Below are 14,371 nucleotides of genomic sequence, written 5' to 3'. Positions count from 1 at the left end.
AAGAATCGGAGTGTTGCTACGGAATACTCTAGTGCTCCATTGGACCCCAATGTCTGAATTAACCCGCACCGCGAAGCAGCGTCGGCTTGGACGAACTACCAGGCCTACTTCTGCGTTGACGCATGCGCGGCCAGGAACCTGGTGATGCTATCAGGCTCGCGCTTGGATCCAGGTAGCCATTGAGGCAGCCACTCAGCGATCCGTGCGCCGCTTTGGTGCTGATAGACGCCTGGACTGGGTTCATTGATCGATTCCAGCTGCCGCACCAAGACCACGGGTGGCTCGGCACCCTTGTGCGCCTGCGAGAAGGCCAACGCCGGCTCGTATTGCGCGAACGCGGCGAAGTAGTCATCGTCTCCAGCCAGTGGCACCGCTCCCTGCTCGGGATGGAGCCAGACCCTGTACTCAAGGACGTGGTCATAGAAGTAGCCACCGCCAGACTTTGACCGCCCTGAATAAGTTCCGACAAGCGATGGCTCTGCTGCCAACGGATAGCGACTCTGCTGTGATACAGACTGATCAACGTGTGCAGATGAGAACGGAGCGACTGGACGAGAGCACGCCGCGACGACAAATGCCAACAATACTGCGATAAAAAAGTTCGCTTGTTTCATCGCTGCCAAAGTAGGATCTAGCCTCTGTGGCAAGCCGAGTCGCGGAGCAACTTTGGCTTGGATAGGTTGTCAGGTAACCCGGTAGTCCAAGCACCACCTCAAGCACAGCGCTACGCATGCTGGTGTGCAGTGGTATCAGCATGAAGCTCGTCGAGTCGGTGGCTACCGTCAATTGTTGGCTGCCTTGTCTGTCGCCTTCTCGCCATCATCCGCCACGGTGACGATCAGCTCGCCCTTGCGCATGCGGATGTTGAGTCTGCTGCCGATGGTAAAGCCGAGTTGTTCCAGCCAGCGACCGCGTAGGCACAGGGTAGGGATGCGGTGGTCGCTGGCGGGGTAGTACCCGTAGCCGACGGTGCAGTGTTGCGGGGCACGTGGGTGGCCGGGGCGGCGCGGCTTGCCGGGGTCGGGGCGGGGCTCGGGGATGGGGGTGCGCTCGAGGTAGGGCCGCGGCGGGATCGAGGGATCGAGCGAGTGCCAGCCGATCTCGGTGGGCGGCGGCACCGTGGCGCGCTTGCGCGCTGGCTTGGGACTGGACGTGGGTCGACGCATGGCAAAGCCCTCCGTGACGAACAAGCCCCGCCGCCGGGTGGCGACGGGATGTCGGGAGGTTAGAAACCGCGTACAGACGGCGGGCTTATTCCCCTTGCGGGTGTTGTATTGGCCACCCTCCCGACGCAGAGCATTACGTCGGCTGCACCCGCAAGAATCTGCAGGCACAAAAAACCCACCGGGATTTCGGAGGTGGGTACCGCTGTACGAGGAGTTTCTACGCTCCTTGTCGACGAGACTGCTACGCGCTGCGCGTCATGTCAACCGGTCGAGGCTGGCAATCCGTAAAGCGTTGATGGAAGATCTTTGCGTCAACATTTGAAGAAGCAGATTCAGTGTTGGATTGGACCAGAGACAGGGCTACTGCGAGCCCATCCCCAACACACCCGTAAGTTGCTTCCCCACTTTATATCCATCATCAACGCACCACTCAGCTTCGGACCCGATAGTGCAGGAGACAGACGGCACGGGTGACAATTGGCCAGCAGCGCGATGTCGCGTGAGTCGCAGGATCCCAATGATAAAAGTTAGCTTCCGAAACCTGCTTCCCTTGCTGCTGCTTTCAATAGCGCTGCCAAGTGCATGTGCTCGCACACCCCATGAAGCAAAGCGGGATGCAGGCACGTCATCTGCTGCGACAGCGACGCCGTCGCCTCAAGAGAAGAGCAGAGGTACCGACAACGGCGCCGTCCTCGTCTCTGCGAACACCACTCTGCAAGAATTGCAGCGCCGGCTGCTGCGCTTCATTGATGGACTGACAGTACCAGCGGATCTGGACTATCCCCAGATGGAGTCAGCACTTGGCATCAAACTTGGACCACCGTCTGATCCGGCATACCCGTGGCGTGAAGTAAAGGAGGTTTCTCTGGCCGATGGCTATGAGCTCTACGCGACGCATCGCCCAACGAAAGATGGATTCTCGCGGATAGAGGTTGCAGTGACTCTACCTGACCATAGCAACCCCACGCGCGTGCCTACGTCGACCTGCATCTGGCAAGCAGAAGCACTCTCCAAAGCGCTCGAAGGGATGGGATACACGCGCGGCGGGCAGCGGCCGTTTCAGGGTGGATGGCTACGCCAGCATTGGCGCGCGATCAACGGCGGAAGTCAGATTTTTTCTGTCTCGTTGCTTCTCTATCGAACCAATGAACAAAGCAGTCCACAAGAGTGCGTTTATAGCGTCAAGATCGATGGAGGCAAGCCATGAAATGGGTCACTCGAAGAGTAGAGCCTGTGAATACCGAACAGACCAGAACAGGAAGAAGATTTTTCCCCCTATTGTTGCTGCTCCTTGCGGCTGGACTTCAGGGCGCGTGCGCCGATCCTAAAACGGATTCCGCTACGCCATCTGCATCAGCACCAGTCATTGCCCAGAATACGATCGTAAGCGATCGCTCGGAGCAGAACATGCCCAGCATTAGCTCTCAAGAGCTAGAGGCCAGGTTGCTTAGGTTTGTCGATGGATTCAAGTCACCGGCCGACATGAATTACACACGTCTGGAGGCCGCACTGGGCGCAAAGTTCGACGGCACCACGGACTCTGTGCATACTTTTTACATCATGAAGAATATTTCCCTGAGTGACGGCTACAATTTTTACGCAACCCATGTACCCGCAGAAAAAATCTTCTCTAGTATGGAAGTCGCCGTCGGTCTACCAGAACGTATCGACCCAACGCGCACGCCTACCTCGCGTTGTGTTTGGGATGCAACAACGCTGTCACGGAAACTGGAGGAGATTGGGTACAAGCGTGGTGGGCAAAGGCCTTTCCAGGGAGGATGGCTGCGCCAGCATTGGCGCCCACTCAATAATGGAACGCAAGGCTTCTCCGTCGCGTTGCTGGTCTACCGAACCAGCCAGGACAGTGGTTCGCGCGAATGCGCTTACGGCATGCAGATCGATGGGGGGAAGTCATGATACGTGTCGATCCAAGAATCGAACCTCTGCTGGGACGCATGGCAAACGATCCGCGCCTTCCCAAAGAGGCCGAGTCCAGTATTCGTCAAGCGCTATCAGAATCGCCCTATCTATCGAACTTGCTTGGTAATGCGATCGAGAAGGGGCATATCGGATCGATTGCGGTCTCGCATGGCCAGAACAACGGCGGCCATTTCCAGGATGGCAAGAATGGGAGCGCCGGCACGCTCAACATCAGCGCTGCAGCGTTCAGCGACTTCACCGGCGCGCAGCGGATTGATTACATCACCGAAGTACTCGGGCATGAGACGATGCATGGCGTGCTGGCAGAACACCGCGCTCAAGCACTGGCCGAGTTCGCAACGACAATGGGCAACCGGATGCAGGAGGCGCACGAGAATCGCGAGGGTCAGGTCGACCTGACTGGGCCAACACGCGTCTACCTGGATAGCACCCGGGAGGATGAAGCGCTCTCAGAGATTTCAGGCATGCGTGCACTTCACGACCGCATCAAGCATCAGAACCCTGGAATGCCTGATGAAATGGTCGAGCTGCGACTGCTCCAACGCTCGACTACGCGTTGTGTGGAAAGAGACGTTGCTCCACCGCAGTTTGCCAACGGATTGACATATGAAGAGCTCACCACGCGCCCGTTCTCACGTAATGATGCGCTGACAAAGTCAGTGGAACAGTGCTTCTACGACAGCCGCGGCACGCTAGGCCCACATAGCGATTCCGACTATCGGAACTACTATGGCGTCAATCCGATCAGTCACATCGCACAGAACTACGCGCATCTGGCGCATGATCGCCAGCCGCCGGAAATCCGCATCGATCTCAAATCGCTGGGCCTGGATCCAACAGCTGGAGCGCAACGGACTGGAGCTAGGGTCTGCGAAGACCTTCAACATCGTTGACCTTGGCAAGGACGGCTATGGCATGGTCCAGCTCAAGGACACTGGCGCACGCGGCGTTAGCTCTCCCAATCTTGCGGCACCGAATGAGCCAAGCCGCACATTGACCCCTGCAGAAGCGGGACACCCGGACCATGCCATGCATCAGCAGATCCGAAGCAAGGTGGAGCAGTTAGATGCAGCCAACGGCCGCACGTTTGACGCGACCAGTGAACGGATGACAGCGAGTCTGCTGACGCTAGCCAAAGACAATGGGCTAACTCGGGTGGACCACGTGCTGCTCAGCGAAAAGACCAGAGACTCGCCCGCTGCGCAGACCCTGTTTGTAGTGCAAGGCGATCCAAAGGATCCGGCCATGTTGCGCGCTCATATCCCAACAGCCGACGCAGCGCAGCGACCTGTCCAAGAGAGCTTTACCCAACTGGAATCTGTCAACCAGCGCTTAGCGCATGAGCGCACGCAAGAGCTGGCAATGGAACAGCAGCGCTCACAGGAGCAACAACAGCGCGGCCCCGTTCCGACACTTTAAGGCGATGAAATGTCCGCACAGTCATCATCAAAGGCTAGCAGCCCTTGATCGACAAGAAACGGGGGCTGATGCTTAAGTGAACCTGACCCCGTTCTTGTTCCAAAGCAATTAGTGAAGCGCGATGAACGCAATCGATGGCGAAGCGCCGAACTCCACGCAAGCTGGTTCAGGTTGGCTCCTTAAGTCAACCTGACCCCGTTCTTGCTTTGACCCCGTTCTTGCTTTCTAAACTGAGCCGTTCCACTAAGCGGCTTTGGATTAAGTCAACTGCTAGGGACGTTGCCGGTGCCATTGACCACCTGTGCCCATGTCCACCAAGATCTCTGCGCCCAAAGCCTCAAGTACATGCATCATCGATTGAACGTGATCTACAGATATGTCATGGATCTCAACATGCTCGCGCGCGAGTACTGATCTTTCGATTTTCCGGCGCTGTGCTGGCGACGCACTTATCCCTCGCCGAAGGCGGCGTGAGAACTCAGCAGCGGCATGCACGCCTTCAGCTCGCCATTGAACATCATCTAATCGCCACCCAACCACTGAGATCGTTGCCATACGCGCCTAGCTGCTATCAGACCGCCTAAGCGCGGTATAGCGCGATCCTCGCCGAGTCGTTCACCGCAGTCAATCGCCCCACGCCTGCGTAACCACCGCCCGACCCGCAGCACGGTCACGTGCCTTATCGAATTCCGATTCCAGGCTCGCAAGTTATCGCACGGTGCTTTTATGGGTCGCCATAGCTGTGCTCCATTCGCCGATCAAGGATTGCGCGCACGGCGTTGGCGGCATCGAAGGTGGCTTGGCCCAGCGTGGGCAGCGTCTGCGCCTCCAGGCACTCTGGTTTGCTCATGGCGATCACGTCGCCATGAGCGATGAGGCTGCGTAGCAGGCGGTCGAGCTGGTTGCGTTGGTCCAACGTGAGATGCAAGACGACGGCGGGGTGCTCCATCTGTGTCCTCCTCTGCGCGGTGAGCGGGGCGCGCGCACGGTGTGGCGATTGGCGCGGGGCGTGCGGTTGCGTGCTGCGCGTACGCTGCGCACCTGGTTAGTCCGTAGGTGCGACGCTGACAACGAGCTCGCCGTTGCGCATGCGGATGTTGAGTTTGCTGCCGATGGTGAAGCCGAGTTGTTCCAGCCAGCGGCCACGCAGGCGCAGCGTGGGGATGCGTTGGTGGCTGTCGGGGTAGTAGCCGTAGCCGACGGTGCAGTGTTGCGGGGCACGCGGGTGGCCTGGGCGGCGCGGCTTATTGGGATCGGGGCGGGGCTCGGGGATGGGGGTGCGCTCGAGGTAGGGCCGCGGCGGGATCGAGGGGTCGAGCGAGTGCCAGCCGACCTCGGTGGGCGGCGGCACCGTGGCGCGCTTGCGCGCTGGCTTGGGACTGGACGTGGGTCGACGCATGGCAAAGCCCTCCTTGACGAACAGGCCCCGCCGCCGGGTGGCGACGGGATGTCGGGAGGTTAGAAACCGCACAGAGCCGGCGGGCGTATTTCCCCAAAGGGTGTTGTATTAGCCGCCCTCCCGACGCAGGCATCGCGTCGGTTGCACCCGCAAGATGCTGCAGGCACAAAAAACCCACCGGTTTGACGGAGGTGGGTACCGCTCTGTGAGGAGTTTCTACGCTCCTTGTGGTAGAGATTGCTGCGGGTTTGTTGGGATGTCAACTGCTTTGCGTGGCAAAGCGCTGATCAAAATCTGACAAGGTCAACACCGTTTCAGATGAGGCATGAAACTGACTCTGACCTCTTATTCCAGAAGAGACAATTGACGAGCTAGGTAACTTTCATTCTGGCATCCGGGAAATTCTCGGAGGCCCAAGCTTGCAGCTCTACCAGGGACTGGCACAACATCTGTTGGGTGCCGTGCGGTGTGTAGAGAGTTAAAGGTGCGCTTGACTCAACCCGTTTGGCCAAAACGCACAACCTTGCCTCTACCCAGCCTGTAGTGCTTGTAGCTCCATAGCCATGAGCTTCGGCAAGCAGGAGGTATAGCTCACGCGAAACCACGCCATCGGCGGCCAGTTCCATGTCAAGTTGCTGGTTTAGCTGCGCTGCGTCCATTGCTAGTTCTCAATTGGAAATCAGGGCTATTACTTATAATTGGCGAAAAAATAAGATTTAGCGATATCTATTAACTAAATCCAACCATTCTATCGGCTAGGCCTCGGCGTCTACGCGCTACCTGGCGTCTGGCGATCTCGTTGTTCTCTGACTTCGCCACACCTCCAGGAGTTCAGTGCTGCCGCTAGCTACCTGCAACAAAATCTGAAGTGACAAGATTGATCCGGGCACGATTCCTGACTCATCTATCTGTTGGCTGTCGTAGTCTGGATTGATGGCAAGCTCGAAATTAACCACCCACCACACTTCGATTTTCCGTAAAAAATCGACAAGGACATCGAACTGCTCCTGATGATTTGACTCCACGTGGCCTGTAACAACGTCAAAGAGGCGATGTGCTAGCAGATTCCTCGTATTCTTTAGTTGCTCAAATATCGCTAGGTCGGATTGGTCAATAGCTTCAAGTTCGACAAGCCAGTTCAATGATGCGTACACCACACTCTTGTTACGCGAAAGAACATTACTTGCGTACTCTGAGGAGACGGCATTGCCTTCTTTAGACCAGCTTTCCGAATAGAAGTCTCGAATCCTGTCGACTACAGTGTTCTTCAGAATTTCGAAAACCGTGATGAACATTGTTGCCGTGAACAGCGATGGCCGGACAACCTCTGGATCGAGGAAGCGCTCCCAATTTTGGTTGTGATCAATCATGACTAGCCTAGCGACAGAATTGGGCCGAGTTGCGAAGCAACTTCGGCTTGAATTAGTTGTTAGGCAGTGAGTAGTCAGAAGGATTCGATGATGCAACCCCTGTCGCCGGCACTACCTCCGAGATCGATTGTGACACGGCCTTGGAGAAAGAGGCTGTCAAGGCGTCAAATGCCCATAAAGCCAGAGGCAATTAGTGCAACGCAATGAAGGCAGTGGACGGCGAAACGCCGAACTCCACGCAACCAGGCTCGGGTTGACTCCTTAAGTTAACCTGACCCCGTTTCAGTCAGAGACAATGACGTACCCGCAACTGCCAGCAGACAGCGAGCCGGCCCTCACTTCTGAACAAGCAACGACTAAGGCTGCCGTTAAGTGCACCTGACCCCGTTATTTGGTCGGTGCGGATCACCTGCGGCAGGCCGCGACTGTGTGCCAACCGATCCAGCACGCGCGCAACCCCGTGCCCGGAGATCGCGCGTTCCACCTCGATGGCGACCGCTTCGTGCGTTGCGTCGTCCACGATCACCAGACACTTGATCATGTCGACTCCCCGTAATTCAATGCCAGCTAAAACTAGAGGTCTGCGGTTGATGTTGATCACGGAACTCGACGGGCGTTAGCCCGCCCAGGCTGTCGTGCGGGATCTGTTGGTTGTAGTCGGCGAGCCACTGTTCGGTCTGTTCGCGGACCTCGCTTAGCGTGCGGAAGATGTGCATGTCCAATACGCCACGCCGATAACTGCCGTTGAAGCGTTCGATGAAACCGTTTTGCATCGGACGCCCCGGCTCGATGAAATCCAACGCGATACCCTTGCGCTCAGCCCACTCGGCCAAGGCCAATGCAACAAATTCCGGGCCATTGTCCAAACGCAACTTGTTCGGATAGCCGCGCCAGGCTGCGATGCGTTCCAACGTGCGGATGACGCGGGCGGCCGGAAGATTCAGGTCCACATCGATGGCCAAGGCTTCCCGACTGAAATCGTCGATGACATTGAACGTGCGGAACCGCCGACCATCCCATAACGCATCGGACATGAAATCGATCGACCATCCAGCATTGGGTCGATCGCCGCATGCCAGCGGCTTTGGATAGCGCGTCGGGACCCGGCGCCTGCTGCGACGTCGTTGATTGAGTTTCATCAAGCAGTACACGCGCCAGACCCTTTTGTGATTCCACACATGTCCGCGACGGCGGATGATCTGAAAGAGCTTTCCAAATCCACGCTCGGGAAAACGCTCGGCCAACTCGGACAACAGCGCAATGACCTCCTCGTCGCGATCGGGACGGCGCCGATAGCGCGCTGTCGAGCGAGCCACGCCAACTACTGAACAGGCCCGGCGCTCGCTCCAGCCATGCCGCTCGACGAGCCAGGCCAGAAGCGGGCGTTTGTGCGTCGGGTCTACAGCTTTTTTGCGATGACATCCTTCAATGCATGGTTTTCCATCGCGAGCTCGGCGTACATGCGCTTGAGCTTGCTGTGCTCGGTCTCCAGGTCGCGGAGGCGTTGCACGTCAGCGGCCTCCATGCCGCCGTACTTGGACTTCCAGACGTAGTAGGTCGCCTCGGAAATGCCCAGCTCGCGACAGACATCCTTGACCTGGCGGCCGCCCTCGACCTGTTTCAGCGTGGCGACGATCTGGCTCTCGGTGAACTTGCTCTTGCGCATTGTTGGTCTCCTTGGTGGCTAGTGTGCTGGAGACCTCTAGTTATGGCTGGATCAATTTTACGGGAGACTGACAATCACTCGGCCGTCGGCGGAGCGGTCGAACACGAAGTCCATCGACCACACCTGGTTGGCCTGCGCTGGCCGCAGCAGCGGCTGACGCTCGCCAACCGGTACCTTCTTGCGCTTGCGGCGCCGGACTTGTAGCTGCTGCTCGCGATACAACCGCTCCACGCGCTTGTAGTTCACCAGGCGTCCTTCCTGTCGCAGCTTGAGATAGATCATCCCCACGCCGTAGCGGCGATGGCGATGCGCCAACGCAAGAATGCGCTCGCGCAGTTCGCCATTGCGGTCTTGACGTGGGCAATAGCGCAGCGCGCTGGCGCTCATGCCGATCGCCGCCAACGCACGACGCTCGCTGGCACCACGCCCGATCCACTCGCGCACCAGCGCACGACGCGCCGGTGCGCTCACCACTTTTTTCGCAAAGCATCCTTGATCAGGTCATTCTCGAACAACTGCTCGGCCAGCAACTTCTTTAGCCGCGCGTTCTCGGCCTCAAGGTCCTTGAGCCGCTTGGCGTCGGGCACGCTCATGCCGCCGAACTTGCTGCGCCACAGATAGTACGAGGCCTCACTGAAGCCATGCCGCCGGCATAAGTCCTTGATCGCTATGCCCGCTTCGGCCTCGCGCAGGAAGCCGATGATCTGCTCTTCGGAAAAACGCTTCTTCACGTCCAATCTCCTTGGGGTAGGGAATTGGACTCCAAACTGAGGTGCTACTCAAAATTGGGGGGACGTCGCACATCGGGGGCAATCGCTTACGATCTCCGCCACGCGCACTCCTTTGGTCCTAGCGCCTAAATGAATTAGCCGAGTCGCAAAGCAACTTCGGTTGAATGAATTTTTTTAGTTGGTGACTGGCAAAAGCGGGTTCCGGAACCGTTATAAGGTTTACTTCTTAAGTTAACCTGACCCGGTTCTTACTCAAATTCATCTGTTGATCCTCCACCAAAAACTCAACCTGACCCCGTTCTTCGGACCCCGCTCTTCGCCTATAAGTGACAATAACCAATATGTATCTAGATGAATCCGTAGACATTACAAAGATTCGACCGCAATCGCTTCGGCAAATTCTGCTCCGAGGTGGGTCACATGCACATAGCCTTTACTGAAAGACACGGAGTTCTCTGGCGATTCATGCAAACCCTTTAGCTCTAGGTACTCCGGCCGTACTTCAACCCAGTTGTAGGCGCTATCATCCTTTATCCAAGCGTCGTAGCGGATATCCACTAGGCCAAGTCTTGACCAATTTTCAAGCATTGCAGGAAACCGTGACAATCGAATGGGTTCGCGCGTAGTGGAGTCTATAAGGTCTACCAAATGTCGAGCGAGAATATTTTGACCACCATCCACGCCCCTTCTTTCGACGGACACTATTGGGACATAAACTTTTGATTTAAGCATTTGTATAAGGTGCTTAGCCTCCCCCGCATCGAGTTGCTTGATGATCTCTACAAATGCCGGATGGGCCAGCTCTGATCTTCGGGAATCCATTGCGGTGGCCAGAAGGCCTAAAAACATATCTTTAAGTGATTTCTCTTCATGTGTGAAAGCTAGAGCTTGCAACGCTGGACCCGCTACGGAGGCCTTAGGTTCCTGGAGACTTTCTAACGGAATACTAGCTGCACGTTCTGCAACATCATTTTGAAAATTCCCTTCAAAATACGCACGAGCCTTATCAAATGCAAAATTCACCGCCGCAAGCGGCAAAAGCGCATTATTGATAGTACGGGAGAGCGTTACGGCCGCTTTCCCCAGATTTCCTGCGGCTTCCTTGACATTAGGATCGTTGCCAGCAGCCTTCATCAGTTCACCAACAAGCACAACACTCGCCTGTGCGCTTGCGAATGGCTTTTCTTCTTCCGCCACGATATACCCCCCTTAATGGTTAGCTGCCTCATGGCAACTTTACGGACCCGCTTAAAATAATTACTATTATTCAGTGCGCGTCATACATTATTAATGGTGTTGCAATCCACTCACCAAACGAAGTATTTTCTGAAAAAACGCGTACTAATGCGCGACTGGGAAGAGAAAATCTATCAATTATCAAATGTGTGAGGCCTTTAAAAGCGGCAATTCCAGACATGAAATATTGATCCGTTGGCGATAGAGCGAATTTTGCATCGCAACTAGTAAAACTAAAGAAAGCTTCTTCCCCAACAATCTCGTCACTCTTTACGTTTTTGTTAGGACCTGGCGTGCCGATGAGCGTGATTGTTTGCTTTGTGCGTGTTACTTTTATTTTACTAATTCCCAGGGTCCCTTCAAGCCAGCAGTACGTTGATGGCGAGTCAATCTTGTAGTCGATCGACGCAAAATCTGGGAACTTAAGAAGGCGCTTTTTAAGCTCATCCAACATCTCTAGACTCGAAATGCTGTAACTCCTACTCTCACTGGAGTTTCCGCCACCTGAAAGAAAAGCGATAGATGCTGATGCTTGAATCCCTTCCGTACGTGTTATTTGAGTCTTTGGCGAGTAATCAAACTCCGACTCGTAAAGCCTGGACACGAACTCTGAATCGAGATAAATCAATTTTTCGGATAACTTTTTATCCTTCATAAGTGCTGGATCCTATTAGGTCGAGGCAAGTGTTGCATAACATGACGCTGACCGAGTCTTTTATGTCCGTCAATCACTCAAAATCCCTGAATCTCTGCCATCTGCCGGGAGAACAGGGTCAGGTTGACTTTTTAAGTAGACCTGACCCTATTCTTCGGTGCCTTACTAAGCCAAGCAGCGAGGCGGCGTCTGCTTGAATGGATTCTTATGCACTACACATGCGGCCACAAGCTCGCCACGTAAGATAGTTCCGCATCTACCATAGGCTTGAAGTTTTTCCCGGTGGCTGAATAGGTGAAGATTTTGCTGTTGCGAACGTCAAGGACGCTGATCTGCGTACCGGCAGCCTGTGATGAGCTAAGAACGTGGTTCATAAGCGTGACAATTAGATCTGCTTTCGTTTTTACAAGCGTTTCAGTTTTAAGGTAGAGCTTTACAACGTGCGCTTGACCGTTAATCTTCAGTCCAAGCTCTGGATTGATTGAAACGTCAATCCCTGAGCTGGTGTAAGTGTCTCCGGGAGGGGTAAACCACTCGAGCGTCCTCTGTCCCCACCACTTCTTGTATCCGGCAACCATAGGAGGATAGTTGGCGACTTTCTTGGGGTCCGGCAGCCCCTTGGTCAAGTTGACCAAATCGGCTTTAACCCCGCCATTCTTGTGGAGGGAGACAAGACCTTCTCGAAGTGGCTTGTAAAAATCTGTTGCCGGGTCGTAGGCCTGTCTATTTTTTAGCTGACTGACCTTCGTTGCTTTGGGACTTCCTGACTTCGTTACGACCTCTATAAGGTCGGTGAGGGTGATTCGCGGCACGAAGCTCTCCTTATGATGCCTAACGCTTGAGTTAAGCCGCGCCACGAGTTGGCGTCGGCTTGGACGAATTGTTAGGCCTCTTCTGTGCCATATCCGGGATGACTATCCCAATCGCAGCTGCCACAGCTGGAGAAGTACTGGCCATCCGGCGGAATCTCAATATCAAAGTGTGTCCGGATGTTCCTGGAGGAACACACGGGGCAGCGCTCGACTTGATTGGTGCTGCTCCGCTGCACCAATTGTATAAGATGGCCAACAACCGTCTGACAAGAATGCAGAGCAACTGAAGCAGCTATCTCAGTGGCGTTGCGGTGATGTGTGAGCCAATTAGCCAACTGCCATGTCTCTTTGGCCAAAGTTTTCAGGTGCTGCCGCAACTCTCGATTGCTTCCTCCACCGCAGAGGATGTTCATGAGCAGATCGGACCACGCAATGAAGTTTGCTGCTTGTGGTACGTCCAGCCCTTCCGGGATCGTCACTCTACGGCGAACCGCTACTACAAGTGAAAGGAGAGCTTCTCTCAGTTGCATGCCCACCGCTTGATAGTCCTCGGCTTCGACGGCATGGCCAAGGCGACCTTCGGCTTGATCCATTCGGCGGATCACTTCTTCGAATGGCGAGGGTTCTTCAGCGTCTGCCCCTCCCGATCTGTCCCGGAGCCGAGCCATCAGGCCGATGTGAAACGAAAGGGTGTAATCCAAGCTAGGGAAGTGGCGCTGCGAGTACAGGTTCGTTAAGTTGGTGAGCACCCACCACCTATCCTTATCCGTGGTCACGTCCCAGATCTCATACACCTGGCCAAGCACCACTTCGCGCTTCACGCGCTCTACGTGCTGTACGACTTCGTCCCGTGCTTGGCCCTCTACGTAACTGCGAATGTCCTGTTCGGCGTGCGGGTCGCCTTCGACGCTGTATCGGCTCAGCTCACCAGCGGGCACTGGATGCGTGTGCACAGTGCAATCTGATAGTTCGTCGCTGGCTTCATCCCGACCAGTTGCCACGAAGTCTCCTAATAGACTTAACGCTTGAATTAAGCCGACCCGCGAAGCGGGTTCGGCTTGAATGGCTTGTTAGCCCTCGTTGTGGTAGCCATGCTCGACTTGTCCCCACGAGCTGGTGTTGCTACGCAAGATGGCATCATAAGATCGGATCATCAATCGCCCGCCTGATAGACGATTCCAAGCGGAGCGCAGCTCTTGCAACTCCGGATCTTGATCTAGCTCAGCCTCGCGGCCAAGCACCAAGAATCCTCTTGGCTCGCGAAATTCATTGAGTTTGAAGTGATCGCGCATGAAGGATTGGTTGGCTGAGCAGTAGTCAATGTATTGAATTAGTTGGCAGATCCCCTCATTGGCCGTGGCACTAAATGCCACGCCTGAGGCGGACTTCTTGAACAATTTCTCGTTCGGGCTCTTAAGTTCGACGACACACCAATGGAACCCGTCGGAGTTCTTTCCGCCGAGTAGATAGTCTGGCTTTTTGCCCTTTCTTACTGTGTTAGCGCCGGGGTCAACCAATTTCTGCGGTACTACCCAAGTCCCATGATGGCCAAAGTTGGTGAAGTTAAGGCATTGTCCAAGAAGCGCGGGGTTGCGTTTGAGAAAATTGTCGGCTTCTGTCTCACCCGCACTCGGATTTTCGACTAGCTCCGCAAAGGCGGCTTGGACTGCGCTCTCGATTGCCGCTGGCAGGACATGCCAAGCTTGCGGTGGGAAGTGCTTCGGATATTCATTAGGGCTGGCAAGTCTGATCGTCATGGCGGCTAACTCTATTGGACCGCCTAAGCGCGGGATAACCTGATCCTCGCCGACTCCTTGACAGCGGTCAATCACTAGAAGCGTTTGAAGCTAATCGCTTTCTAACTATGTACCTACTGCTGGCGACAGGTGTTAGGCCCGGTCCTTGGGGGCTCATCCTGTTATGCCTTAGTTACTTGCGGCCTAACGCCTGGATCTAGAAAATCCACTGCTTGAGCT

Annotated in this window: 13 protein-coding genes and 3 pseudogenes; 3 read left to right on the top strand and 13 right to left on the bottom strand. The window is 55.5% G+C overall.

What is annotated here, in order from left to right:
• Positions 1-104: 104 nt before the first annotated feature.
• Positions 105-614, bottom strand: a complete 510-nt coding sequence (locus ACCQ07_RS00705) for a hypothetical protein (protein WP_208596967.1) — start codon at positions 612-614, stop codon at positions 105-107.
• 168 nt (positions 615-782) lie between these two features.
• On the bottom strand, positions 783-1,166 hold the full coding sequence (locus ACCQ07_RS00700; RefSeq protein WP_218550937.1) for a SymE family type I addiction module toxin: 384 nt from the start codon (positions 1,164-1,166) through the stop codon (positions 783-785).
• A gap of 517 nt (positions 1,167-1,683) precedes the next feature.
• Between ACCQ07_RS00700 and ACCQ07_RS00695 the strand changes: the two genes are divergently transcribed.
• From ACCQ07_RS00695 to ACCQ07_RS00685, 3 genes and pseudogenes are all read left to right on the top strand, one after another.
• Positions 1,684-2,373, top strand: coding sequence for a hypothetical protein (locus ACCQ07_RS00695; RefSeq protein WP_372164882.1), 690 nt, complete (start codon positions 1,684-1,686; stop codon positions 2,371-2,373).
• Positions 2,370-3,083: a hypothetical protein gene (locus ACCQ07_RS00690; RefSeq protein ID WP_338334754.1), complete on the top strand. Its 714-nt coding sequence runs from the start codon at positions 2,370-2,372 to the stop codon at positions 3,081-3,083. Before ACCQ07_RS00695 ends, ACCQ07_RS00690 begins: the two co-directional genes overlap by 4 nt.
• A pseudogene (locus ACCQ07_RS00685) lies at positions 3,080-4,526 on the top strand (XVIPCD domain-containing protein). Before ACCQ07_RS00690 ends, ACCQ07_RS00685 begins: the two are co-directional and overlap by 4 nt.
• Positions 4,527-5,250: 724 nt before the next feature.
• On the opposite strand, the gene ACCQ07_RS00680 reads toward ACCQ07_RS00685, so the two are convergent.
• The 11 genes and pseudogenes from ACCQ07_RS00680 to ACCQ07_RS00630 form a co-directional block, all read right to left on the bottom strand.
• Entirely contained in the window at positions 5,251-5,475 is a 225-nt protein-coding gene (locus tag ACCQ07_RS00680; protein ID WP_218556424.1) for a hypothetical protein, read from the bottom strand.
• A gap of 96 nt (positions 5,476-5,571) precedes the next feature.
• Entirely contained in the window at positions 5,572-5,925 is a 354-nt protein-coding gene (locus ACCQ07_RS00675) for a SymE family type I addiction module toxin (protein ID WP_372164880.1), read from the bottom strand.
• 776 nt (positions 5,926-6,701) lie between these two features.
• On the bottom strand, positions 6,702-7,295 hold the full coding sequence (locus ACCQ07_RS00670) for a hypothetical protein (protein ID WP_071117476.1): 594 nt from the start codon (positions 7,293-7,295) through the stop codon (positions 6,702-6,704).
• 394 nt (positions 7,296-7,689) lie between these two features.
• A pseudogene (locus ACCQ07_RS00665) lies at positions 7,690-7,833 on the bottom strand (IS3 family transposase); the annotation flags it as partial.
• A 19-nt stretch (positions 7,834-7,852) separates the two neighbouring features.
• Positions 7,853-8,961 (bottom strand): IS3 family transposase gene (locus ACCQ07_RS00660; protein WP_122272034.1). Its coding sequence is split into 2 segments (ribosomal slippage): positions 7,853-8,700 and positions 8,700-8,961, totalling 1,110 coding nucleotides; the frame shifts between segments, so codons are not numbered across the junction.
• A gap of 63 nt (positions 8,962-9,024) precedes the next feature.
• A pseudogene (locus ACCQ07_RS00655) lies at positions 9,025-9,692 on the bottom strand (transposase); the annotation flags it as partial.
• Between the two features lie 366 nt (positions 9,693-10,058).
• Entirely contained in the window at positions 10,059-10,889 is an 831-nt protein-coding gene (locus ACCQ07_RS00650) for a DUF4393 domain-containing protein (RefSeq protein ID WP_372164876.1), read from the bottom strand.
• Between the two features lie 70 nt (positions 10,890-10,959).
• Positions 10,960-11,583 (bottom strand): hypothetical protein, encoded by a 624-nt coding sequence (locus ACCQ07_RS00645; protein ID WP_372164874.1) that lies wholly within the window; start codon positions 11,581-11,583, stop codon positions 10,960-10,962.
• 212 nt (positions 11,584-11,795) lie between these two features.
• Entirely contained in the window at positions 11,796-12,395 is a 600-nt protein-coding gene (locus ACCQ07_RS00640; protein ID WP_372164872.1) for a hypothetical protein, read from the bottom strand.
• A 71-nt stretch (positions 12,396-12,466) separates the two neighbouring features.
• Positions 12,467-13,396, bottom strand: coding sequence for a hypothetical protein (locus ACCQ07_RS00635; protein ID WP_372164869.1), 930 nt, complete (start codon positions 13,394-13,396; stop codon positions 12,467-12,469).
• Positions 13,397-13,465: 69 nt separating this feature from the next.
• The gene (locus ACCQ07_RS00630; RefSeq protein WP_372164867.1) at positions 13,466-14,152 is read right to left on the bottom strand and encodes a Shedu anti-phage system protein SduA domain-containing protein; all 687 of its coding nucleotides are present in this window, start codon (positions 14,150-14,152) and stop codon (positions 13,466-13,468) included.
• Between the last annotated feature and the right edge of the window lie 219 nt (positions 14,153-14,371).

Origin of the sequence: Xanthomonas sp. NCPPB 3583 (assembly GCF_041475715.2) — a bacterium.
Taxonomy (GTDB): domain Bacteria; phylum Pseudomonadota; class Gammaproteobacteria; order Xanthomonadales; family Xanthomonadaceae; genus Xanthomonas; species Xanthomonas euvesicatoria.
Note: the sequence above shows the minus strand (reverse complement) of the source record. Positions and strands in the feature narration are given on the sequence as shown.